The organism is Nocardia huaxiensis (assembly GCF_013744875.1).
Taxonomy (GTDB): Bacteria; Actinomycetota; Actinomycetes; order Mycobacteriales; family Mycobacteriaceae; genus Nocardia; species Nocardia huaxiensis.
Genome location: NZ_CP059399.1, coordinates 42,267 through 65,772, shown reverse-complemented (window position 1 = coordinate 65,772; position 23,506 = coordinate 42,267). Strand labels below are relative to the sequence as shown.

At 68.1% G+C, this 23,506-nt stretch carries 16 protein-coding genes and 1 pseudogene; 7 read left to right on the top strand and 10 right to left on the bottom strand.

Annotation, left to right across the window (positions count from 1 at the left end; translation table 11 throughout):
• Nucleotides 1-63: 63 nt before the first annotated feature.
• Genes H0264_RS00280 through H0264_RS00265 form a run of 4 tightly spaced genes read right to left on the bottom strand, consistent with a single transcriptional unit; the run spans nucleotide 64 to nucleotide 6,258 of the window.
• Complete coding sequence (locus H0264_RS00280; RefSeq protein ID WP_181582090.1) at nucleotides 64-3,360, bottom strand: MMPL family transporter; 3,297 nt, start codon at nucleotides 3,358-3,360, stop codon at nucleotides 64-66.
• Nucleotides 3,360-4,106, bottom strand: coding sequence for an NYN domain-containing protein (locus H0264_RS00275; protein WP_181582089.1), 747 nt, complete (start codon nucleotides 4,104-4,106; stop codon nucleotides 3,360-3,362). Before H0264_RS00275 ends, H0264_RS00280 begins: the two co-directional genes overlap by 1 nt.
• On the bottom strand, nucleotides 4,103-4,852 hold the full coding sequence (gene trmB, locus H0264_RS00270) for a tRNA (guanosine(46)-N7)-methyltransferase TrmB (protein WP_181582088.1): 750 nt from the start codon (nucleotides 4,850-4,852) through the stop codon (nucleotides 4,103-4,105). Before trmB ends, H0264_RS00275 begins: the two co-directional genes overlap by 4 nt.
• A 59-nt stretch (nucleotides 4,853-4,911) precedes the next feature.
• Complete coding sequence (locus tag H0264_RS00265; RefSeq protein ID WP_181582087.1) at nucleotides 4,912-6,258, bottom strand: lipase family protein; 1,347 nt, start codon at nucleotides 6,256-6,258, stop codon at nucleotides 4,912-4,914.
• A 258-nt stretch (nucleotides 6,259-6,516) separates the two neighbouring features.
• On the opposite strand from H0264_RS00265, the gene H0264_RS00260 reads away from it, so the two are divergent.
• The 3 genes from H0264_RS00260 (at nucleotide 6,517) to H0264_RS00250 (ending at nucleotide 11,226) form a co-directional block, all read left to right on the top strand.
• The gene (locus tag H0264_RS00260) at nucleotides 6,517-7,176 is read left to right on the top strand and encodes a hypothetical protein (protein WP_181582086.1); all 660 of its coding nucleotides are present in this window, start codon (nucleotides 6,517-6,519) and stop codon (nucleotides 7,174-7,176) included.
• 237 nt (nucleotides 7,177-7,413) lie between these two features.
• On the top strand, nucleotides 7,414-9,177 hold the full coding sequence (locus H0264_RS00255; protein ID WP_181582085.1) for a hypothetical protein: 1,764 nt from the start codon (nucleotides 7,414-7,416) through the stop codon (nucleotides 9,175-9,177).
• Between the two features lie 222 nt (nucleotides 9,178-9,399).
• The gene (locus tag H0264_RS00250) at nucleotides 9,400-11,226 is read left to right on the top strand and encodes a phosphoenolpyruvate carboxykinase (GTP) (protein ID WP_181582084.1); all 1,827 of its coding nucleotides are present in this window, start codon (nucleotides 9,400-9,402) and stop codon (nucleotides 11,224-11,226) included.
• 65 nt (nucleotides 11,227-11,291) lie between these two features.
• Here the strand turns inward: H0264_RS00250 and H0264_RS00245 are convergent, their stop codons facing one another.
• Together H0264_RS00245 and H0264_RS00240 are read right to left on the bottom strand one after the other, a co-directional pair.
• Complete coding sequence (locus tag H0264_RS00245) at nucleotides 11,292-11,579, bottom strand: DUF4190 domain-containing protein (protein WP_181582083.1); 288 nt, start codon at nucleotides 11,577-11,579, stop codon at nucleotides 11,292-11,294.
• 64 nt (nucleotides 11,580-11,643) lie between these two features.
• Nucleotides 11,644-13,077 (bottom strand): aldehyde dehydrogenase, encoded by a 1,434-nt coding sequence (locus tag H0264_RS00240; protein ID WP_181582082.1) that lies wholly within the window; start codon nucleotides 13,075-13,077, stop codon nucleotides 11,644-11,646.
• 308 nt (nucleotides 13,078-13,385) lie between these two features.
• Between H0264_RS00240 and H0264_RS00235 the strand changes: the two genes are divergently transcribed.
• Nucleotides 13,386-13,589: a hypothetical protein gene (locus H0264_RS00235; protein WP_181586140.1), complete on the top strand. Its 204-nt coding sequence runs from the start codon at nucleotides 13,386-13,388 to the stop codon at nucleotides 13,587-13,589.
• Nucleotides 13,590-13,782: 193 nt separating this feature from the next.
• Nucleotides 13,783-14,085 (top strand): hypothetical protein, encoded by a 303-nt coding sequence (locus H0264_RS00230; protein WP_181582081.1) that lies wholly within the window; start codon nucleotides 13,783-13,785, stop codon nucleotides 14,083-14,085.
• Here H0264_RS00230 and H0264_RS00225 read toward each other — a convergent pair.
• Nucleotides 14,047-14,916, bottom strand: a complete 870-nt coding sequence (locus H0264_RS00225) for a class I SAM-dependent methyltransferase (RefSeq protein WP_181582080.1) — start codon at nucleotides 14,914-14,916, stop codon at nucleotides 14,047-14,049. The genes H0264_RS00230 and H0264_RS00225 overlap by 39 nt on opposite strands.
• A gap of 373 nt (nucleotides 14,917-15,289) precedes the next feature.
• On the opposite strand from H0264_RS00225, the gene H0264_RS00220 reads away from it, so the two are divergent.
• Nucleotides 15,290-16,465: a glycosyltransferase family 4 protein gene (locus H0264_RS00220; RefSeq protein WP_181582079.1), complete on the top strand. Its 1,176-nt coding sequence runs from the start codon at nucleotides 15,290-15,292 to the stop codon at nucleotides 16,463-16,465.
• A 1,704-nt stretch (nucleotides 16,466-18,169) separates the two neighbouring features.
• Here the strand turns inward: H0264_RS00220 and H0264_RS39435 are convergent.
• From H0264_RS39435 to pgfA, 3 genes and pseudogenes are all read right to left on the bottom strand, one after another.
• Nucleotides 18,170-19,042: pseudogene (locus H0264_RS39435) on the bottom strand (MmpA family trehalose lipid delivery protein); the annotation flags it as partial.
• 10 nt (nucleotides 19,043-19,052) lie between these two features.
• Complete coding sequence (locus H0264_RS38375) at nucleotides 19,053-20,714, bottom strand: polysaccharide biosynthesis protein (RefSeq protein WP_244976071.1); 1,662 nt, start codon at nucleotides 20,712-20,714, stop codon at nucleotides 19,053-19,055.
• A gap of 206 nt (nucleotides 20,715-20,920) precedes the next feature.
• Entirely contained in the window at nucleotides 20,921-22,093 is a 1,173-nt protein-coding gene (pgfA, locus tag H0264_RS00205) for a cell envelope lipid trafficking protein PgfA (protein ID WP_181582078.1), read from the bottom strand.
• Between the two features lie 188 nt (nucleotides 22,094-22,281).
• Between pgfA and H0264_RS00200 the strand changes: the two genes are divergently transcribed.
• Nucleotides 22,282-23,445, top strand: coding sequence for an acyltransferase family protein (locus H0264_RS00200; protein ID WP_181582077.1), 1,164 nt, complete (start codon nucleotides 22,282-22,284; stop codon nucleotides 23,443-23,445).
• Nucleotides 23,446-23,506 lie beyond the last annotated feature (61 nt).

Genomic DNA, 23,506 nt, shown 5'->3' with positions numbered 1-23,506 from the left:
CAAGCGAAAGTCCCGCACACGCAAGGGGTGTGCGGGACTTTCGCCGTGTGTATCGAGCCGCGGTCAGTCGCGGTTCTGGCGGCGGAGGAGCTCGTTCACGCTGACGGTGCGGCCCTCACCACCACGGTGTTTGCCCTCGTCGTCGTCCTCCTCGTCCTTGCCGGGGCGGCGACGGGCCGAACGTAGGTCCGACATCCACTGTTCGATGCTGTTGCGGCCCCCGCCCTGCGGGGCCTCCTGCTGCGCGTGCTGCGTCGGAACGGGCTGCGTCGCATCGGATTCCGCGGCCGCCACCGGCTGCGTCGGCTCGGCGTGCGGCTGGTAGAGCTGCGCGCGCGTGGCCGGGTGCGGCGGCACCTTCATGGACGGTGGCGGCAGCACCCGCTCCGCACCGGCCACCGGCTGCGCGGGAGCGGACGGCGACTGCGGATCCGCCTGCGGCGCAGCCGAACCCGGCTGCGAGACCGCGGGCACCGGGCCCTGCGGCGCGGCGGGCCCGCCCTGCTGGGCGAACGCACCGTCCTGGCCGCGCGAGGTCGACTGCTCGGTGACGCCCGTACCCGGACGCACCCCCACATCCTGTCCGGCCGGCGTGCCGAATCCGGGCTGGGTGAATGCGCCGTCGGCGGCACGATCGGAACGCGGGGGCACTCCGGCAGCCGGGGCCGGCGGCGCCGGAACACGTTGCGGCGCACCACTGTCGGCACCGGCAACGCCGGCGGCCGGGGAGTGCGGGGCCCCGGATTCCGCGGCCGGATCGCCGGTGGCGGCGCCCGTCGCGGTACCGATGAACGCGGTGAAATCGGAAACCCCGTGCGGGCCATCGGACTTGGCCGCGAATCCGGTCTTGGCGGGCGTCGACGGTGCGGTGAATCCGGTGTTCGCGGGGGCGGACGGGGTGGCGAAACCCGCGTTCGCCGACGTCGGCGAACCGGTGAATCCGGCGTTCGCGGGCTCCGACGGCGGCGCGGGATGCGCAGGGCCGGAAGGAGTTCCGGGCGCAGCCGCCGGGGTGGCCGGGGCGACCTCGTTCAGCGCCTGGGTGGGCGCCTCACTGTCGACGTCGACCTTCCGGGCCGTGCGGCGCGGCTTGCGGCTGCGCGGCATGGAGCCGTCGGCCAGCATCGGGATCTGCATCGTGACCGGATCGGTGATCGGCGTGGTCTTCACCAGGTCGACCACTTCCTCGCCGCCGGGCCGCTCATCATCGAGGATGGGCTCGCCCAGCCCGATCTTCTGCTGGATCTTCTTCATCCAGGCGGGCGCCCACCAGCAGTCGTCACCGAGCAGCTTCATGGTGGCGGGCACCAGCAGCATGCGCAGCACGGTCGCGTCGATGAACAGCGCCGCCACCATGCCGTAGGCGATGTACTGCATCATCACCAGATCGGAGAAGGCGAACGCGCCCGTCACGACCAGCAGGATGAGTGCGGCCGCGGTGATGATGCGCCCGGTCTGCGCGGTGCCGATGCGCACGGCCTCGGTGGTGCTGGCCCCCTGCGTGCGCGCTTCGACCATGCGCGACAACAGGAATACCTCGTAGTCGATGGACAGGCCGTAGATGATCGCGATGATCAGCACCAGCACCGGCGACATGATCGGCTGCGGCGTGAAGTTCAGCAGCGACGCACCATGACCGTCGATGAAGATCCAGGTCAGGATACCCAGCGTGGAACCCAGGCCGAGCGCGCTCATGAGCGCCGCCTTCAACGGCAGCACCAGCGACCCGAAGGTCAGGAACATGAGCACCGTGGTGATGAACAGCACCAGCGCGATCATCAGCGGCATCTTGGCCAGCAGCGAGTCGATGGAGTCCATCATCATGACGGGCTGACCGGTGACCATGACCTCGGCGTTGTCCGGCACCTCCATCGACCGCAGATAGTCGACGGTGTCCTCCGGATGCGCGCTGTCTTCGACGGTCGCCTCGGAGACCCACACGTTGGAGCCGTTCGGCGGCTTGGACGGGATGCCGAACTGCGCGTTCTTCACCAGTCCGGGAGCCTTGTTCGCCTGCGCGAGAATCGGCCCGATGTCCTTGGAGTTGTCGGTGACGATCACCAGCTGCACCGGATCCGCCTTGCGCAGCGGGAAGATCTCGTCGAAGTGCTCCTGCGCCACGCGCACCGGATTGTCCGGCGGCAGATAGGTTTCCGAGATACCGCCGAACTGCAGGTTCTTCACCGGGATGATGAGCAGCAGCAGCCCGATCACGATCGGGATGGCGACCTTGAGCGGGTGCTTCATGACCCACGCGGTCATCTTGCCCCAGTAGCCGTTCTCGATCTCGTCGGCGGTCTTGGTCTTGTTGATCCACTTCAGGCTGAGGCTGTCCACGCGTCGGCCGAGGATGCTGAGGATGGCCGGCAGCACGGTCAGCGAGGAGATCATGGCCAGCAGCACCGCCGCGATGGTGCCGTAGGCGACGGACTTCAGGAAGCCCTGCGGGAACAGCAGCATGCCCGCACTGGCCGCGATGATCATGGTCGCTGAGGAGGTGACCGTGCGGCCGGCGGTCATGACCGACCGGCGCACCGCCGCCTTGGTGTCGTAGCCCTCGGCGAGTTCCTCACGGAAGCGGCTCACGATGAACAGGCCGTAGTCGATGGCCAGGCCCAGGCCGATCATCGACACCACGGCCGAGACGAACGAGTTCACCTCGGTGTACTTGGTCAGCGCCATGATCATGCCGTTGGCGGCGATGATCGTCAGACCGCCGATGATCAGCGGCAGCGCGGCGGCTACCACGCCGCCGAAGATGAAGAACAGCAGCACCGCGACGGCCGGGAGCGCGAGCATCTCCATGCGCTTCACGTCGCTGGCGATGGTGTTGTTCAGGGTGTACGCGATCGGCTGCAGACCACCGACCTCGACCTGTACGCCCGGAACGGTGAAGGCGTTCTGCACGGCGGCATAGGCCTGCAGCATCTCGGTGTCGTTGTTGGCGTTGAGCGCGACGGTCGCGAACGCGTGTTTGCGATCGGGGCTGACCGTCTGCGCCACCTGCTGACCTGTTTCGGTCTTCCAGGGCGCGACATTGACCTTGCTGATCTGCGGGTACTGCTTCGGCAGCGCATTGAGGCTGTCGATGATCTTCTGATTCCACGCCGGATCGTCGACGGTCTTGCCGTCGGGCGCGGTGTACAGCAGCACTACGTCACTGTTGTGATCGCGCGAGTAGGCCTGATCCTTGAGGATCGCGGCGTGCACCGATTCCGAGGTGGGGTCGAACCATCCGCTGGAGCTGAGATGGTCGTTGACCCCGAGCCCGAAATATCCGAGGCCGAGAAATGCGGCAACGGTAACTCCGAGAACTGTGTAGCGCAGCCGATAGACCAGGTCGCCCCAGCGGGTGAACACTAAGCGACTCCTTGAGCGGGGCGGGAGGTGAGCAGGGCGGACAGCGGCCGGAACGGCTGCAGCCAGGCTCCCTCGTCGGGCAGCGAGTCGAGGCTGACCCGGGGCAGCGGTTCACGGAACACGCCCGGGATGTCCTCGAGATCGATGAACTCGAGAATATCCGACGTGACCGCCCAGCTCGCGTGCTCGCGGAATCCCAATACTTGGACAGGGACACCGCTGGACGCGATTTCCTCCAGGGGCGCGCGGAAGGCCTGGCCATCGGCCGAGGCGACCATGATGCCCGCGAGTCCCGCACCGCGACGGCGTAGCTCGATGTGGGCCAGCATGTCGCTGTCGACATCGGAATCTTCGTCGATCTTGGGTTTGGCGAAGACGGCATAACCGACATTGCGCAGGGCTTCGACCCACGGGCGCACCACGTCCGCGGTGCCGGGGGCGATATTGGTGAAGACGGTGGCCTCGGGTTCGACGCGGGTCGGGCTGCCGACGGACAGCTCGGCGGTGCGGGCCAGCAGCCAGCGGCCCAGCGCGTCGAAGCGCGGGCGGTAGGCGGCGGTGGGCCGGCCGCCGAGGATCGCGCCCAGACCCATATCGAGGTTGGGGGCGTCCCAGACCAGCAGCACCCGGCGCACATCGGGGACGCTACTGGACAAGCTCGTGGTGCCCGTTAGTTCGGTCGACGAGGTGCCGTGCACTATTTCGGCAACTTCCGCGACGTCGCGGGCCATCTCACTGACGCTCATGATTCGATCTTCCCCCAGATGAACTCCTGGATGGCGCTACCCGCGCGGAGTCCTTTGTTCTCGAATTTGGTAATCGGACGTTCGAAACCGATCGGTGCGGTTTCTTTCCAGTCCTCGGAACGCCCCCCGGTGGTCTCGTTCAGGCCGATGAGCTGGGGTTCTCCTGCTCCGACCTCGGCAATCCACTCCGCATAATCAGCGTGATCGGTCGCCACGTGCAAAACGCCACCGGGCATCAGGCGATCCGCGATGAGTTTCACGGTCTCCGGCTGCAACAGCCGCCGCTTGTGATGGCGAGCCTTCGGCCACGGGTCCGGAAAGAACACGCGGACGCCCGTCAGCGACCCGGGAGCAACCATGTTTTCCAGAACGTCCACGGCATCACTGCGCAGCAGGCGGATATTCGGAATGTTTTCCCGTTCGATGCGCTGCACGAGCTGTGCCAGACCCGGGCGGTACACCTCGATGCCGATCAGATTGAACTGCGGCTCGGCCTGCGCCATGGCCGCGGTGGCCGTGCCGGTGCCGCAGCCGATCTCGACGATCACCGGCGCCTTGCGGCCGAACCAGGTGTCGGCGTCGAGGGGTTCGTCGGCGACGTCGCGGCCGATTTCCGGCCACAACCGATCCCAGGCATCCTGCCGCGTCGGGGAAATCGCGCCGCGGCGCGCGCGGAAGCTGGTCACCCGAGGGTAGAGGCGGTTGCCGGTGGGACGGGCTGCGTCGGCGTCGTTCACGGCGTCCATTGTCCAGTATTGGATCTTTAGCGCATCAATCGGTTACGCCTACCGATCCCAGCGATCGGTCAAGCTGCCAGGCCCGACGCGGTGTCGGCGGGCTGCTCGGCTTCCCTGCTCAGGGGCATTCCGAGCGTGACTCGCATTGCGGTAGTTGCCATTTCCACCATGCTGCGCCAGCGGGCCGGGTGCAATGCGACCGACCAGACGGTCTTTGTCGTGGGGGCTTGCAGCGGCTTGCCCGCGATGCGATCGGCCAGCCAATCCAGGCTGATCGGCGTCGACAGCGGCAGCAGTGAGAAATGCTCACTCAGGCGATCGCGGACGTACCAGACCGCGGCACCGCCCTCGCGGTAGCGATCCACCTGACCGTCGATGCCTTTCACATGGATGACCTGGTCGTTCACCGGCTGCACCACCAGCACCGGACACTCCGGCGTCGAATTGCCCAGGCGCATATCGTCGAACATGTCCTCCAGCTCCGGGAGGATCTCGGTCAGCGGGCGATGCAGATAGTTGTCCATGCCCCGGCCCACCAGCAGCGGCAGCGCCGCGATCGGGCCGAGACGTGCCATGCGGTCGAGCATGCGGCGGCCCTCCGGGGTGATGTCGTTGTCCACCACCGAGGCCAGCGCGGGGTACACACCGCGCAGCGCCGCGATCACGATCGCCGGGAAACCCGAGAACAGGCCACCGTTCAAATTCAGGAACACGTGCCGGGGATCGCCGACCGGTGCGCCCAGCACCGCGCCCACGATATTCAGCTCCGGCGCGTACCCGGGCGCCATCTCGATGGCCCAGGAACTGGCCATGCCGCCACCCGAATACCCCCACACCGCGACCTTGGTCTCCGGCCGCAGACCCATCGGGGCGAAACGCAGCGCGGCGCGCACACCGTCCAGCGCGCGATACCCGGGCTCGCGGGCCGCACCGAACGCGCCGTCCGGGCCCTCGTGATCGGCGATGCTCACCGCCCAGCCGCGCCGCAGCGCATTGGCCACCAGCAGCCATTCCAGCTGCGTGATCGATCCGGGGGCCATCGCGCCCTTGCGCAGCGCGTAGGAGGGCGCACAGCGGTCGGTCACCGCGTCCATGGCCGACTGGAAGGCCAGCAGCGGCCGATTCCGGTCCGGTGCAGCGCCTTTCGGCAGCAGCACGGTCGTGACGGCCACCTCCGGCCGGCCGTGCAGATCATTGCTCCGATACAGCAGCTGCCAGGCCGTCACCTGCTGCGACACCAGGCCGAACAGCGCCAATTCCACTGTGCGACTGCGCAATATCGTCCCCGGCGCGTGCATGGCGAACCCGGAGGGCGCGCGGAAGAACGGGTCCCGGCTCGGTGGCACCGGCCGGTCCGGAGCGGCTTGTCTGCCACTCGGCTCCGCATCTCCGATGACGTCGGCGGTGACAGTCATCGCAACCTCCTCACGAATTCCGGCGCGCGGCCGGACCTTTCGGGGGTCACACCGTCACACCGCACATCGGCCGCACAGCCGACCGGATCGAAACACTAGGTGAAACAGGAGTGTGTGTGAAGAGCAGTCGCACCGAATTGTGCTGCCGCACAGCTGGACCCGAGTGGCAGGGGCGCTGCGCCGTCCCACTCACCGGGCGCCTGCTCCGCACCTGCCCAACCCTGCGCGCATCTCCCCATGAACAATTAGGCTGCCCCTGTGCCGGCAAGCCGACCCTTGCGCATCCAGATAACCGGCCGCTCCAAGGTCGGCAAAACCACCCTGCGAAATGCGCTGTCCCTCCTCGCCGCCGAAGAAACCCAACCGGTCGACCAACCCGGCTGTTCCGCTCCGGTGCTCGACGGCGACCTGATCATCTATGTACTCACCGGTTGTCCACAACCTACGGACAGACAGCTCACAGCAGCGTTGACAGCCGAGCGAACACTTGTGGCCCTCAACAAGGCCGAAACAATAGGGACCCGTTGGTCCGATGCGGCCGCGGCCGCCGCCCGCTACGCCGAGATACTCGGCGTACCCGTCTACCCGGTCGTCGCGAGCCTGGCCGCGCGCACCCGCTCCGGAACCTTCACCACCGCGGATCTTCGCACCCTGCAGCGCCATCGCACTCGCAACGACCCCGCCTTCGCCCTCGCCCCCGAGCTCTTCACCTCCCCCGACCTCGGACCCGATGTGGACGACAGGAGAACGCTGCTCGAGCACTGGGATCTGCACGGTGTCGCCTGCGCGCTCACCGCCCTGCGGATGGATCCCACCCTCACCCCGCACGCCCTGCTGCAGATCCTGCACTGCGCCAGCGGTATCGACGCGCTGTACGAGGAACTGCATCGCCGTTACGAGCAGGGCCCGCGCGGCTGACACGCCGCAACGGTGCTCGAACGCCGGTCACGCGCCGCCGCCACGGCCGAGTGCCCCCGAATTCGTGATCGGGCCAGCCGTTCCCACAGTCGGAAACGAATGATCATCGGTGGACCACGATTGCCCGCCCGCACGGTGTGCGGATGCGTACGACCCGCCGGTTTTGCGGCGCGGTCCGATATCGCTGTGCCGCAGCCGGTCTCGGAGGCCGAATCCGCTCTTACCGGTAGGAGTTGCATGAGCGCGCAGGATGATGCCCGAACGTGGCCGGCCTTGAACCTGCCTGCTGTGGAGCGGCGGTCGATCGGGTCGAACCACGCGCCGACCGGCGGGAGCGGGGCCACCGCTCCGTCCGATCCGGTGTCCGGGCCGTCGTTCGCCGGTGCGGGCGGAATCTCCGATGCGGCGGAAGCGGTTGTGGCTCGCTGGAATCCACACGGTCTCGCGCTGCTGCGGGCGATGAGCTGGGATGGCGAGGAGGCGGCGGCAGCGGTGACGCTGGTCGGTTCCGGTGATGTGAACCAGATGCTGCTGCGCGTCGAGTTGTCCCGGTTCGAGCCGCACGTGGACATGGTGGAGCCGCGGACAGCGGCGGATGGGCCTGCCGCTGTGGACGGTCCGTCGTCCGGTGACGAGGCGCTCGGTGCGGATGTCTCGGACAGGGCTGCCGTGGGCGACGCGGAAACCCTTGGGCGCGACGGGAAGCACGGCGGAATCCGACGACGGCCGGTGCCGGTGGCGTTGGTCGTGCTGGACGCGGGGTCGCCGATCGGCGGGGACGGTCTGCAGGCTGTGCACGAGTTGTGGGCCGACGGGACGCGGGTGGTGTTCGCGCTGGACGGGATTCATGCGCATCGGGAATGGCGGGCGGTGCTCGAGCGGGATGTCGCGCTGCTGACCCTCGAGCGGGATATCGCGTTGTCGGGTGGGGCGGCGCTGGCGGATGTCGAGGTTGTTCCGGTGTCCGCGCGTATGGCGGCGGTGGCGCGGGTGGGTGTGGACGGGGCGTTGCTGGATCGGTCGGGGCTGGGGCTGTTGCATGCGCGGCTGGTGGCGGCGGTGGGTGCGGGTGCGCTGGTGGATCAGGGGGTGATCGTGCGGGACCGGGTGGTGGACGAGACGCGCGCCCGGATCGAGGGGCAGTTGGAGAAGCTGCGTGGCAGTGGTGATGTGGTCGCGCTACGGGAGGAGCGGGCGACGTTGCTGGCGGTGGGCGACGGCGGTCGCGGGGTGGCCATGTCGACGCTGCGGAATCGATTGCAGTTGGCGCGAGTCGATCTCGTTCATGAGGTGGGTGCGCGGGTGCGGGCGCTGAATATGGAGGCGCGTGCGGAGGCCGAGGGTCGGCCGAATAGGGCTGATATCGGGCATTTCGGGCGTTTGGCGAGTGCAGTGGAAGATCTCACACGTGAGATGGATCGCGTGATCCGGAAACGGGTGGAGGAGTTGAGCGCACAGGTCGAGGTGTCGGCCGGTGGTTCGGGGTGGGAGATCGCGGAGGCGGCGTGCCAGGCGGCGCGGGTCGTCCAGCCGTGCGTGGGGGCGGGGCCGGAGCGGCGGCGGCGCGGGCTCGAGGATCGGCTGATGGTGGCGCTGGGCGCGTCGGCGGGGTTCGGGCTGGGGCGGTTCGTGGTGGCGCCGCTGGCGGTGTTCGAGGCGTTCGACTGGGCAATCGTGCCGGTCGGTCTGGTTTTGGGTGCCGCGGTGGCGTGGTGGGTGGTGCGGGCGCGCGGACAGCTCGCCGAGCGGGCGCACGTGCAGCAGTGGGTGTCCGACACGCTGGTGAACGTGAAGGCGCAACTGGAGCAGCGGGTGGCCACCGCGCTGGTCGAGGCGGAGGAGCGGCTGGCCGAAGAGGTGGTGGGCGCCACCACCGAGCGCATGGTCGAAACAGACCGTCGGGTAGGGGAATTGGAGGCGCAGTTACGTCAGGCGGCGCAGCGGCGACCCGCCTTGACGGCGGCATGCGAACGTGACCTTGCTGCACTCGAATTCGCATAACCGCAGGTCGAGGGTTTCGACCCGATACCGACTGGACAACCCGATTCCATACCTCGGGATATATGGCGTTAACCTCTATGGCAGGAACCTGGGCGTCCGCTTGGTCCTTGTACGCCGTCCAGCCGGGACGTGCTACCGGCAAGCCGGGTGGGTGCCTTGCCGCAATTTGGTGGCACCCGGTGTCGCGAGCCGCCGAGGGCCACCCACATCAGGAGAGTTTTCATGACCTCAGCGACCATTCCTGGTCTTCACGATGGCACCGCGCCCACCGAGCACAAGGAACTGCTTGCCTGGGTACAGGAGGTCGCAGAACTCACCCAGCCCGACCGCGTGGTCTGGGCGGACGGGTCCGAGGAGGAAGCGGTCCGCCTCTCCGAGCAGCTGGTCGCCGCCGGCACCTTCAAGAAGCTGAACGAGGCGAAGAAGCCCAACTCGTACCTCGCGCTCTCCGATCCCTCCGACGTCGCCCGCGTCGAATCCCGCACCTACATCTGCTCGCGTGACGAGGCCGACGCCGGCCCGACCAACAACTGGGTCGATCCCGCCGAGATGCGCGCCACCATGACCGAGCTGTACCGCGGCTGTATGAAGGGCCGCACCCTCTACGTGGTGCCCTTCTGCATGGGCCCGCTCGGCGCCGCCGACCCCAAGCTGGGCGTCGAGATCACCGACTCCGAATACGTCGTCGTCTCCATGCGCGTCATGACCCGCATGGGCAAGGCCGCCCTGGAGAAGCTCGGCACCGACGGCGCGTTCGTGAAGGCCCTGCACTCCGTGGGCGCCCCGCTCGCCGAAGGCCAGGCCGACGTGCCGTGGCCGTGCAACGAGACCAAATACATCACCCACTTCCCCGAGGACCGCGAGATCTGGTCCTACGGTTCGGGTTACGGCGGCAACGCGCTGCTGGGCAAGAAGTGCTACTCGCTACGCATCGCCTCCGCCATGGCGCACGACGAGGGCTGGCTGGCCGAGCACATGCTCATCCTCAAGCTGATCTCGCCGGAGAACAAGAACTACTACGTGGCCGCCGCGTTCCCGTCGGCCTGCGGCAAGACCAACCTCGCCATGATCCAGCCGACCATCCCGGGCTGGCGCGCCGAAACCCTCGGCGACGACATCGCGTGGATGCGCTTCGGCGAGGACGGCCGCCTCTACGCCGTCAACCCGGAGTTCGGTTTCTTCGGCGTCGCGCCGGGCACCAACCACTCCTCCAACCCCAACGCGATGGCCACCATCGACGCGGGCAACACCGTCTACACCAATGTCGCGCTCACCGATGACGGCGACGTGTGGTGGGAGGGCCTGGAGGGCCAGCCCGATCACCTGATCGACTGGAAGGGCAACGACTGGTACGAGCGCGAGTCGGAAACCCTGGCCGCGCACCCGAACTCGCGCTACTGCACCCCGATGTCGCAGTGCCCGACCCTGGCCCCCGAGTGGGACGACCCGCAGGGCGTGCCGATCTCGGCCATCCTGTTCGGCGGTCGCCGCAAGACCACCGTCCCGCTGGTCACCGAGTCCTTCGACTGGCAGCACGGCGTGTTCATGGGCGCCACCATGTCGTCCGAGCAGACCGCCGCCGCCGAGGGCAAGGTCGGCACCGTGCGCCGCGACCCGATGGCCATGCTGCCGTTCCTCGGCTACCACGTCGGCGACTACATGAACCACTGGGTCTCGCTCGGCAAGAACGCCGACGCGGACAAGCTGCCGAAGATCTTCTACGTCAACTGGTTCCGCCGCGGCGAGGACGGCCGCTTCCTGTGGCCCGGATTCGGTGAGAACTCCCGCGTGCTGCAGTGGATCGTCGGTCGCATCGAAGGCACCGCCGAGGGCGAGGCCACCCCGATCGGCACCGTGCCGCACGCCGCCAACCTCGACCTGGAGGGCCTGGACGTCGACCCGGCCGATGTCGACGAGGCGCTCGTGGTGAACGTCGAGGAGTGGAAGCGCGAGATCCCGATGATCGAGGAGTGGTTCCAGTTCGTCGGCGACAGGCTGCCTTCCGGCGTGCGCGACGAGTTCGAGGCGCTCAAGGAGCGCCTGGGCTAGTCCCCAGCCGAAACGACACGGCCCGCCCGCACCGAATCCGGTGCGGGCGGGCCGTTTTCGTACTGTCAGGCCACGGTCTGGGTCAGCAGGCGCAGGCCCTCGACGGTTTCGGCGGACTCGGCGTTCATCGCGGAGGCGACCCCGACGATGATGCCGATGATCGTCCAGGCCACGGCGATGACCATGCCCCAGATCGCCATGCCGCGGCCCTTCTCGCCCGACTTCTTGATCTGGCCCAGCGAGATGGCGCCGAGAATCCACGGGATGAGGCAGAGGCCGAGGATGCCCGTCACCAGGGTGACGATGGCGAGCGTGTTGGTCTTCTGCTGCGGGGCGGCGTGGTACGCGTTCATGGCCAGTAGGGTGGCCGACCGACCATGAACGAATGATGATGTGGGCGAGCCCTTCTCGTGAAGTTCAGCTGCCCATCGGCATGAGGACGGACTTCTGCTCGCAGTAGGCGTCGAGGCCCTCGGGTCCGTTCTCGCGGCCGATGCCGGAGGTCTTGTAGCCGCCGAACGGGGCGCAGGGGTCGAAGGCGTACCAGTTGATGGCGTAGGTGCCCGTCCTTACGCGCGAGGCGATTTCGATGCCGTGCTCGATGTCGGTGGTCCAGACGGAACCGGCCAGGCCGTAGTCGCTGTCGTTGGCGATGGCGACCGCTTCGTCCTCGGTGTCGTAGGGGAGTACCGACAGGACCGGTCCGAAGATTTCCTCGCGGGCGATGGTCATGGAGTTGGACACGTCGGCGAAGACGGTCGGGTTCACGTACCAGCCGGGGAGACCGTCCGGCCGGTCGCCGCCCGTGATCAGCCGTGCCCCTTCGGCTTTGCCCTTCTCGATGTATCCCTCCACGCGTTCGCGCTGTCGTTCGGAGATGAGCGGGCCGAGCTGTGCGGCCGGGTCGCTGGGCAGTCCGACGGGCAGCGCACCGATGGATTCGGTGAGCGCGCCGAGGATTTCGTCGTACCGTGTGCGCGGCGCGAGAATGCGGGTTTGGGCCACGCACGCTTGGCCGCTGTTCATCAGACCGGCGAAGGCGAGCTTGGGGATATCCGCGATGTCCATATCCGGCAGCAGGATTGCTGCGGACTTGCCACCCAATTCGAGGGAGCAGCGTTTCAGTTGTTTTCCGGCAATGGCGGCGATCTTGCGACCGACAGCCGTGCTCCCTGTGAACGTCACCTTGTCCACATCGGGATGCGAAATCAGGTATTCGGAGACTTCCGCATCGGCCGGCAGCACCGACAGCACGCCCTCGGGAAGTCCGGCCTCGGCGAATAGCTCGGCCACGATATTCGCCGACAGCGGCGTCAGCGGCGCGGGCTTGAGCACCACGGTGCAGCCGGCCAGCAGCGCGGGCGCGAGCTTGTTGATGGCCAGGAAGAGCGGGACATTCCAGGCGATCACCGCGGCCACCACGCCGACCGGTTCCCGCGATACCCGCGAGGTGCCGAACATGCCGGTGCGGGTTTCGGTCCACGGGAACGACTTCCCGAGCCCGGCGAAGAAATCGAGCGTCGCCTTGGCCGGGAAGTAGTTGAGCGTATTGGCCGCGAGCGCGGGCGCGCCCATCTCCGCCGACAGGGCCGTGACCAGGTCGCCGACCTTCTGATCGAGCAGCTGGGAGACGCGGGTGAGCACCTCGGCGCGCTCCTCCGGCGGCGTCGACGGCCACGGCCCGCTGTCGAAGGCGCGGCGCGCGGCGGCGACCGCGGCGTCCACGTCGGCATTGGTCACGGCGGGCACGCTGCCCACGGTTTCGAGGGTGGCGGGCGAGACCACGGGGACGCGGTCGGCGCTCGCGGGTGCGGTCCACTTACCGCCGATGAACAGGCTCGGGTACTCCATGAGAACACGTTACAGTTTTGGCCGGTTCCTGTTCGTGGCATCTTCCGGACAGATCCCGGCCACCGGGATCCGGGTGCAATTCGACTCGGTGGTTTGCAATTCGATTCGCAGACTCCGCATTCGGATTGCGGTTCGCAATTCCGTTTGCCTGCCGGTGGCTTATGCTCTGCATGGTTTCGTCTCGCCGCCACTCTGGTCGGTTGCTTCAAATTAGCTGTTGGTATGTTCTTTACCGCGGCCGCTGGACCGCGCTTTTCCGGTCATCGGCCGAACGTGCTGGTTCGATACGCGAAAGGTAGGCGAATGGCATGACCGATGTGGACATCGACGCTTTCATTCTCCCGGAGTTAACCGGACTGGCGCCCGCGCCCGCGAGCACGCCGATGCATCGGGCTGCGAGCCAGTTGCAGAAGGTGCTGCCGCCGGGCTGGCGCGTGGAGGTCGTCGCCGTTCCACCGCGCCCCGGCCGCAAGGATCAGCCGGCGCTACGTCTGGTCATGTCCGATCTCTGACCTTCGCCGGGTACGCAGGGTCGTGCATACCGGTGGCTAATTGCGAGCACTCCGGAAAATCGAATCCCAACCTGTCGGTTCGCTTTTCGCTGAACGCACTATTGCATTCGGCAGGCGTAGCGAGCATGCTTTATAGCTACCGTGGATAGCTCGCTCGATAATTGAACCGTTACCGCACAGGGGAGTCCGAGTCATGGCGGTGCAAGTGGTCGGTCGGTCGCTGATGACCAGTGATCTCACCCCGCATCAGGCGAAAAGCGTCGGCATAGGCGGATGGGTCGTCTCCTTCCTGCCCGGCCGCACCCTCACCACCGAACAGGCAACGGCCGCATTGCAAGCCGCGGAAGCGGTTGCTGCGGTGAATGCTCTGGCCGGACAGGTCGGATTGACCGCAATGGAGACCGTCGGGTTGGCTACCCAGGAGTCACCGTGGAGCGAACCGGTCCGCTCCAATGGATTACGCCGATTCTGGCGCCGCGGCCATCTCGAACGCTGAACCGCGCACGGTCGAATCCGCCTGGGCCGCACCGGGTTTCTTGGTGGCCACCACCACCAGATTGCTCACCAGCAGTTCCCGCAGGCCCGGCACCCGCACCAGCCACCACGCCCAACGCGGGTGATAACGCGGAAAGACCGACAGAATCTCCACGTCCTCCGGAGTTTCCCGCGCCCAGCGCAGACCATCGGACGCCTTCACCGCGAACAGCGACTTCCCGAACCGATTCTTCGGCTCCCGGCCCTGCTTGCGCCGATACCGCCGCGCCGCGTACTCACCACCCAGGTAATGCCACGGGCCGGTCTCGTGCCCACCGAACGGCCCCAGCCAGACGGTGTACGAGAACACCATGAGCCCACCGGGTTTCGTCACCCGCAGCATCTCGTCGGCCATGACCCACGGCCGCGGCACATGCTCGGCCACATTCGACGAGATGCACACATCCACCGCATCGTCCCGGAACGGCAGCGCCATCCCCGACCCGCGCACCGCCCCCGCGACCCGCAACCCCGCCGCGTGCATCTCCGACGGATCCGGCTCCACGGGCAGATACCGCGCCCCCACTTTTCCGAACTCGTCCGCGAAATACCCGGGTCCGCCGCCCACATCCAGCACGATCGTCCCGTTCAACGACCGCCCCGTCAGATCCCGATAGAAATCGCCCACCAGATCCGCGGTATCGCTGGCCACCCCGCCGTAGAACACGGCCGGATCCGTCTGCGCGTATTTGAAACTGCCCAGCAGCCGTAGCGACCGCCGCAAAGTGGCGCGACGGGCGAAGCGCGGACGGTTGACCGCCCCGCTCGAAAGGGTCTGCTCGGCTCGAAGCACGGCGGAAAGTCTCGCACAGCCGCCGCCCACCCCACCCTTCGGACCGCACTCTCGCACCCCCAGCGACACCTATTCCGCGATGCCACTCCCGTCATCCCGGCATGCTTTTGGCCGGGTTCCACAGAGCGACGCACGCTATCCGTGTCGATCCCGGCCAAAAGCGCGCCGGGATGGCGGGGCTGCGCTGGGATGACGGGCTGCGCAGACGACCTCCCGGGGCCTCAGGGGTTTCAGGGGCAACGCCCCTGAGAGCTTTCACGAGAGTGGTGACTGACCAGGTCATGTGACCACTGCTGGTCCATAGACAGCATTCGGGCTATATGGTGGAGCCCATTGTCCGTCGCCCCCGTGCATGAACCCTGGAGATCCGCCCGTGCGTGAAGTGCTGCTGCTGTGCTGGCGCGACACCGGGCATCCGCAGGGCGGGGGCAGTGAGCGGTATCTGGAGCAGGTCGGTGCGCAACTGGCGGCCCAGGGTGTGAAGGTGACGCTGCGGACCGCCCGGTATCCGGGAGCGGCCAAGCGGGAACGCATCGACGGCATCGACATCAGTCGCGGCGGCGGACGGTACACCGTTTATCCGCGGGCACTGGCGGCCATCGCGCTCGGGCGGCTCGGCCTCGGCCCGCTGCGGGATGTGCGACCGGACGCGGTGATCGATACCCAGAACGGCATTCCCTTCTTCGCGCGCGCGGCCTCACAGGCGCCGACCGTGGTGCTCGTGCATCACGGTCATCGTGAGCAGTGGCCGGTGGCGGGCAAACTGGTCGGCCGCATCGGCTGGTGGATCGAATCCCGGCTGTCCCCGCGCGTCCACCGCAACAACCAGTACCTGACGGTCTCCCTACCCTCGGCGGAAGAACTGACCGCGCTGGGCGTGGAGGGCTCCCGCATCGCGGTCGTCCGCAATGGCGCCGAACCGCTGCCCGCGGACCTCCCCGCCGGTGACGACAGCACCCGCACCGCGCACCCCAGCATCGTCGTCCTCTCCCGCCTGGTCCCGCACAAGCAGATCGAGGACGCCATGGCGGTGGCCGCCGGCCTGCGTGCCCGCATCCCCGGTCTGCACCTGGATGTGATCGGCGACGGCTGGTGGTCCGACAACCTCCGCGCACACGCCCGCGACCTCGGCATCGCCGACGCCGTCACCTTCCACGGCCACGTCGACGAGCACCGCAAACACGAACTGCTCGCCCGCGCCTGGGTCCACGTCATGCCCTCCCGCAAGGAAGGCTGGGGCCTGGCCGTCATCGAAGCCGCCCAGCACGGCGTACCCACCGTCGGCTACCGCAGCTCCCGCGGCCTCACCGACTCCATAGTCGACGGCGTCACCGGCCTCCTCGTCGACGACCCCGCCCAGCTCACCTCCGCCGTCGGCGACCTCCTCGACGACCCCGAAGCCCGCACCGTCCTGGGCGAGAAGGCCCGCGCCCGCGCCCGCGAATTCTCCTGGGAGCAAACCGGAAACGGCGTCTACGAGGTGCTGTCGGCGGTAGCCCGCGGCGACCGCGTCTCCGGCTTGGTCGCAGCCGCCCTGGTGGAGCACTAGTAATTCAGCTCCGGGCCGCCCCCGCCTGGTGGAGCAGTAGCGGTTCCGGGTTCGACCGTCGCAACCCTGCGGGCCCGTTGGCGTTTCAGAGTCGGAGCGGCGCACTGTGGTTCGCCGCGAACTATCTCAATTAGCGCACATGGCTTTTCGCATCGTCGTAGGCTCCCGGCATGTGGAGCATCGCGGCCATATCCGCTGTCGCCGTAGTCATCATCGCGTACGGATTCCACGTGGGATTCCCGAAGGAGTAACCCTCCCGGCCCCGGCCGCCACCAGCAATCCCCCGAAAAGCAGTGCCCCCCACAGTAAGTGAGCCGCTCCCGCGATGCGCCGCGCGCTCGCCGAAGCGTCGTGCCCGGTGATCTCCCCGGGCACCCGGTAAAGCTCCAGACTCGAGTCCGAGTACACGGAATTCAACTGTCCCAGTGTGCTTTTCGAATCCCCGACCGGACCCGGCGTGCCCTTCTCCGCCAGCACCCACCCGACCCCGAGCCGCCCGAGCTCGGCCGCCGAACCCCCGTGCAGCAGTAGCTGTTCCACCTCTCGCGCCCGATTCCCCTCCCCGGCCACGCTCCCACCCCGAACCGGAAGCTCCCCGGTCTGCAACACATCCCGCGGCAATATCCGCGGTGCCGGATCCAGCACGGGCGCGTCCCCCGCCCACCGGAACTTCCGGAACATCCCTCCCGGCAGCACCGCCACATCCCCCGGCCCCTCGACCATCCCCGCCACCCGCTCCCACCCCGCCGGATACTCCACGGCCCGCACCTGCCCGCCCACACCCCACGCCAGATCCGGCAGTGACACGAACAGCAGCGCAATGAAAACAGCTGCAACACCGGCAGTTCGGCCCCGGTAGGCAGGCTGTCCTGCTACCGAGTGCGTCACCATCACGGATGCGGCAGCGCCACTGAGAGTCTCGCGATCCGCATCTCCGAAACCGTTGCGTGGACCGTCCTCAGCGCGCATGCGGACGGCATCCGCATCGCCGTTGTCGCCGCTGCGATCGAGCGCTGAGCAGTCGGTCCCAGGCACGCGGCCGGCGCCGGTGCGTTCGGCATCGACGGCGTCCGCAGCATCGGCTTCGAGTGTTGCGGCCGATCGAATCCGGGCGGCGATCACACCGCATCCGGCGGCGGCGCACAGCGCGAACGCGGGCATGGCCAGCGCGACATACTTCTGCGTATCCCGCAGCAATCCCGCCCCCGGGACGTGCGCGACCAGCCACTCGCCGATCGACAGGCCCCAGCCCGTCGCGCCCGCCGCGGCCACCACGATCGCCACCGCCGCCACGCCGAGCAATACCCGGCGAGTATGTCGCGCAGCGGATTCGGCGATCCGCCCGCCCCCACCTGTGGAGCCCGCCCCGCGGCCGCCGGGGATAACGCCTCGCGCATCGTGATCGGCCGGCGAATGCGCGGAGGCGGTGAAGTCGCCGCCCTGCACGGTTCTGCGCGGCAGACCGTGCGCTCCGGAGTCGGCGGACGCAGCCGCTTCGCGGTCGGTACTGCGACGGCGCTCGGCTCGTCCTCCGTCATCCCGGCATGGTTTTGGCCGGGATCCACCGCTGTAGTGCCGCATCAGATCGTGTGGATTCCGGCCAAAAGCGCGCCGGAATGACGAGAATGCCGCTGCAGTATTGGGCGGCGGGTTCGAGTCACCAGAAGGTCGCGTTGTGGATGCGCCGCCGGTCTTCGCACGATCCACGGGGTGGCCGAGGACCGCGCGCAGTCCGGTGGCGACCAAGCCGAGCAGGATGATCGTTCCGATCAGGGCGAACAGGGTTGTGCGGGTGCCGGGTACGGCGGTGCTGTTCCAGATGCCGCCCAATCCGGCGAGGCTGCCGAGGGTTCCGAGGCCGGGTTCGGCGCGGGCGGCGAAGGCGGCCACGCCTGCGGGGTCGGAGGGGGCGGAGGCGGCTCCGGACAGGGCGGTGGCGACCAGCCAGGGGGCGGAGGTGGCGAGCCAGATCGCCACTACGCCTGGGAGTTTGCGGAATCCGACGAGCAGTGCGGCCACGCATCCGGCGAGCAGGGACCCGGTGGGGGTGAGACCGGCGGCGGCCAGGCAGCCGGTGAGGGCCGCCCAGGTGGGGAAGGGGCGGTCGGTGGTGCGTAAACGGTTGGCCAGCAGGGCTATCCACGGGAGGGATGCGTAGCCGGTGAGCAGGCTCCAGTGGCCCTGCAGCAGGCGTTCGGCGATATAGGGGTTCCAGATGGCCACGGTGGATGCGACCAGTTGCGGCGCGGTGGAGACGTGCAGGAGTTCACGTGCGAGGACTGCCGCGCCCCAGCCTGCGAGCCAGATCGCCACCACCAGAATGGTTTTGACGATCAGGCCGCCGTCGATCACCGTCGACAGGACGGCGATCAGCGCATCCTGCGGTACGGCGCGGGGCGCGGCGTCACCCAGCCCCAGCGCCGAATCCGTGAGATAGGAGCGCGGCGTACTCACCGCGTCGCGCAGCAGCAGATATCCGGGTCCCAGCAGCGGCCCGACCACGAGCAGCGCCAGCACCAGGCTGTATCCCGCAGGTACCAACCTGATCCACCGCCGCTCGCGGCCCTCCGCACTCACACCGGGCACCCTACGTTCCACGTGCCTCGAAACCGGGGACGCTGGAATCACTTCCATCGCCGCCGCCACTGCTACCCCCATCGGCCCAGCGGCTGTCGGAGCTGCCGCTGTCGCTGTCGCTGTTCGTGTTGCCGTTGTCGTCGACGTTGCCGCTGTCGTCGACGTTGCTGCTGTTCGCGTTGCTGCTGTCGCCGACGTTGCCGCTGCCTGCGTTGCCGCTGTCGACTGCGTTGCTGCTGCTTTTGTTGGAGTTGCGCACCGTCCGCACCGCGATCGCGGCGATCACCGCTGTGGTGACTGCGGCTGTGGCCGTGGCGATTCCGATCAGCCCGGCCACCGACTGTGCGCAGGCGAGCATGGCGGCCACACCGGCGGCCAACCCGATCCACGTGATCGCGGCGGGCGCTGTCCGGTCGGTGGCGATGGCCGACAGCAGCGCTCCCTGCAGTACGGCCAGCAGCGCCCCGTTGAGCGCGAACAGCCAGAGCAGCCCCTGCACGGGTGCGTAGTCCTGTCCCGCCAGCATCGGCGCGAGTGGCGCTGCTGCCGCCGCCACCGCGACCGCCACCGCCCCCACCGCCGTCAGGACGGCGAGCGCCGCGCGCACCGCCCGAGCCGAGTGCCGGGCCTCCGCCATCCGCGGATACAGCACGACTCCCACGGCCTGCGGCAACCAGAAAGCAATTTTCGTCGCGATGGCCCCGAGCGCGTACAGTCCGGCGTCCTGCTCGCTCAGCACGATCCGCGACACGATCAAATCCGCCGACGACAGGGCGATCAACGCCGCCTGCACCTGCCCGGCCCGCATCACGGGGCCGACACTGGCCGCATACGCCCGCACCCGCCCCGCGACTCCGGCACCGGGTGCCCGCACGACTGCCGAAACTGCCTCGTCGGCAAGCGAATCGAACTCGACCGACGGTGCGAGCGCGTCGCCCGCGCTGGTCGGATTCGTGGTGGTTCCGGCTTCGTGCTCGCCGGATTCCGGATGGTGGTTGTCCGTCGGATGGGAACGCCGGGAGCGTCCGGTGCCTGTGTCCTGCACGCCGACAGCCGATGCGGAGGCGGAATTTCCGGTGGGCCGTCGGAATGTCTGGTGGGTGTCGGTGGCGCGGCGGGCGACGGCCGTGGCCACACCGAGGCCGGCGGCAGCCGCCCACAGTGCCGGGGCCGTTCCGGCTCCGGCGGCGAGCAAGGCCAGCGCCGGGGTGACGCGCGCGATGGTTGCGCCACCCAGCACCCAGGCGAGCTCCCGGAACCGGCTGCGACCCTGCAGGATTCCCTGTTCCCCGGACAGCATCACCAGCACCGGCGTCATGCACAGAGCAGCCGCCGAGGCTCCGACCCCGACCTTCAGAACGGCTGCCACGATAGGGACGAGCAGCGCCGCCACCACCGTCACCAGCGCCGCGCACCGCAGCGTCAACTGCCGGGCGACCGCGACACTCGCCCCCCGCACCAGCTCCCGCGCCACCACGTTCTGCAATGCGATGGCGGGCACCGCACACAGCGACTGCACCGCCAGCAGGCTAGCGAACTCGCTGTACCCGGTAACCCCCAACCACCGGCTGGCCAGCAGCTGCAGCAGATACCCCGCCACATTCGCCGTCATCGCCCCCGCCGTCACCAACGTCAAATCCGCGACGACGGGCAGACGGCGTACAACGGACACGCCCGCAATGCTCCCACCCCCACCCCACCCCCCTCCGCCCACCCCTACACCCGCGCGGCTTTCGGTGAGGGAGCTCTGGTGGCGGCGGAACGGACAAATTCCCGCCAATACAGCTCCGTGATCTTGAAGGCCCCTCCTTGGGATTGCCCAGCAATGGGAGCGGCCCCACACCTTCAAGGTGCGGGGCCGCTTGTCTCGACTGGGGACTACTTGTCCTTGTTCATGTCGATCTGCTGGGTCTTGCCGATGTCGATCTGCTCGGTCGGGGCGTCGGCGTTGCCCGCTCCGGCGCCGGGGGCGCGGTAGGGGTTGCCGCCGGCGGGGGCGACGCGGCGGACCGGGGTGTCGTTCTTGCCGCCGAGGAAGCCGAGGACGAGGCCCGCGATGAGGGCGATGGCGCCCAGGACGCCGAGGATGATCGGCATGATGCGGCCGTACAGCGACAGCTTGTCGATGTTCTCCTTGGCCACGGCGATCTGCGACTCGATGGTGTTCTCGTCGAAGACGATGTTCGCCTTGAGCGCGGTCACCTCGGGCTTGTCACCCTGGCGGGCGTAGTAGAGGTGAATCTGCTCACCGCCCTTGATGACGGTGCCGGTCTGCGGCTCCACCCAGATGTCGCGGGTGTTGGTGTAGAAGCGCGTCATGGTGACGGTCTCGTCGCCTTCCAGACCCCACTTGGCGGCCGGCAGCGCCAGCTTGTTGGTGGGGGTGTTGACCACGGCCGACATGTCGGTGACCGGGACGGACTGCTGGAAGTGGTAGACCTTCATGCTGTTGATCTCGGTCTCTTCGACGAAGTTGATGTCGAAGGTCTTGCGCGCGTTGAGATCGAAGTACGGGTAGGTCTTCTTCTCGGTGCCGATCGGGAAGCGGTACTGCAGGCCGGTGTGCTGCACCGGCTCCATGGCCGCTTCACCCTGCTTGTTGACCGTGACGGCGATGGAGCCGTTGGGGCCGCCGTCGACCTCGTCGACCGGCATGCCGGTCTTGCGGTCGATGGTCACGCGGTCGATGGTGGCGGTGAGCAGGCCGGTGTCGCCCTGCTTGTCGGTGCGCCGCAGGGTCTGACCGGCTTGCACGGTCAGCTCCTCGGCGTTCGCCGGCTCTTCGACGGTGAGGTAGCGCTGCGAGATCAGCGGGACGTTCTTGTCGACCGTGGCCGAACCGGTCGGCGAGGTCAGCGACTTGCTGTCCAGCACCTCGCTGGTGGATCCCGGAGTGTTGGCCGCGACGGTGGTGATCTCCAGGTCGAGCGGTGTTTTCGCGAGTCGGCTCACCGTGTAGGTGGGGATCAGGATCGCGGCGACGAGCAGCATCGCACCCAGCCCCACGAGCAGGCAGGCCACCGTCCTTCTGGTACCGGCACTCAGTGCCATGCAAGTTCTCCTCGTCGTCGAACAGGTTGTTCTTGTGAGTGCTGCGGTCGCCGCGCCGCACTCGTGAGCCCCGACACTAACAGTCCGGGCCCATACATCGTCTCGCTGAGGCAGGAAAACATCGCGAAACGCCCGTAAGTCAAACACGAGATGCTCACTCGCGGGAGGTACCAGGCACACTGGACGCGATGAGCACGACCCTGCACCCGTCCCGCGAACCGGCCGCAACAGCCGGAACCGACGTTCCGCCGGCGGCGCGCCTGGGCAGGTTCGTCCCCTCGCTCGAGGGCATGCGGGCGATGGCGGCGCTCGGTGTCGTCCTCACCCATGTGGCCTTCCAGACCGGCGCGACCGCGCACCCCGTCCTGGGTCGCGTGTGGGAGCGCTTCGATATGGCGGTCGCGGTGTTCTTCGCGCTGTCGGGTTTCCTGCTGTGGCGGCCGCACGCTGCGGCGGCGCGTGGACTCGGCGCGGCCCCGAGCGCGGGGCGCTATCTCCTGCATCGCGCCGCGCGCATTCTGCCCGCGTACTGGGTGGTGGTGGTCGCGGTGCTGATCCTGCTGCCGAGCGCGGCGCACACCGCGGGCCTGCGGGTGTGGTTGGCGAATCTCGGTCTGGCGCAGGTGTTCGTGTCGTACACGCTCACCGACGGGCTCACGCAGATGTGGAGTCTGTCGGTGGAAGTCGCCTTCTACCTTGTGCTTCCGCTGATCGCGCTGGCCTTCGCGTGGTTGCGCGGCCCGCGCGCCCGCTGGCGGGTTCCGGCGGTGCTCGCGTTCGGGCTGCTCTTCCTGACCTGGAACCTGCTGCCGATTCCGACGCCGGAGGCCACGCACGCCGACAACTGGCTGCCCGGTTATCTGCCGTGGTTCGCGGCCGGCATGCTGCTGGCCGAACTCGCCGATCTGGCGGTGCCGCGGCTGCGTCGCATCGTCGGCAACCAGTGGCTGATGTGGCCGATCGCGGTGACCGCGCTGCTGTTGTCGGCCACCGATCTCGCGGGCCTGCGCGGCCTGACGCGGGGTGAACCGTGGCAGTACGTCATGAAGATCGTCTTCGGCATGATCATCGGATTCAGCCTGCTGGCGCCGCTGGTGCTGCGGCCGGAAACCCGGCACCGGTGGCTGGAGAGCCGCACAGCCGCGACCCTGGGGCGCTGGTCCTACGGCATCTTCATCTGGCATCTGGCGGTGCTGTCGATCATTTTCCCGGTGTTCGGAATCGTCCCGTTCCGCGGGCATTTCGTGATCGTCTATGTGCTGACCGTCGCCTTCACGCTGCCCTTGGCCGCCGCCAGTTTCGCGCTCGTCGAAGAGCCGGTCCGGCAGTGGACGCGCCGCCGCTTCGGCTGAATCGGTAAGGGGTGGATAGGGGTTCTCGCAGCCCAGGGTTCGACCGCCTGCGAGGGAGTCG

Excerpts from the sequence above, each read along its gene's own strand:
- H0264_RS00250 (WP_181582084.1), top strand. The coding sequence starts at position 9,400 with ATGACCTCAGCGACCATTCCTGGTCTTCACGATGGCACCGCGCCCACC.
- trmB (WP_181582088.1), bottom strand. The coding sequence starts at position 4,852 with ATGGACGCCGTGAACGACGCCGACGCAGCCCGTCCCACCGGCAACCGC.
- H0264_RS00245 (WP_181582083.1), bottom strand. The coding sequence starts at position 11,579 with ATGAACGCGTACCACGCCGCCCCGCAGCAGAAGACCAACACGCTCGCC.
- H0264_RS00255 (WP_181582085.1), top strand. The coding sequence starts at position 7,414 with ATGAGCGCGCAGGATGATGCCCGAACGTGGCCGGCCTTGAACCTGCCT.
- H0264_RS00265 (WP_181582087.1), bottom strand. The coding sequence starts at position 6,258 with ATGACTGTCACCGCCGACGTCATCGGAGATGCGGAGCCGAGTGGCAGA.
- pgfA (WP_181582078.1), bottom strand. The coding sequence starts at position 22,093 with ATGGCACTGAGTGCCGGTACCAGAAGGACGGTGGCCTGCCTGCTCGTG.
- H0264_RS00275 (WP_181582089.1), bottom strand. The coding sequence starts at position 4,106 with ATGAGCGTCAGTGAGATGGCCCGCGACGTCGCGGAAGTTGCCGAAATA.
- H0264_RS00235 (WP_181586140.1), top strand. The coding sequence starts at position 13,386 with ATGACCGATGTGGACATCGACGCTTTCATTCTCCCGGAGTTAACCGGA.
- H0264_RS00200 (WP_181582077.1), top strand. The coding sequence starts at position 22,282 with ATGAGCACGACCCTGCACCCGTCCCGCGAACCGGCCGCAACAGCCGGA.
- H0264_RS00240 (WP_181582082.1), bottom strand. The coding sequence starts at position 13,077 with ATGGAGTACCCGAGCCTGTTCATCGGCGGTAAGTGGACCGCACCCGCG.
- H0264_RS00230 (WP_181582081.1), top strand. The coding sequence starts at position 13,783 with ATGGCGGTGCAAGTGGTCGGTCGGTCGCTGATGACCAGTGATCTCACC.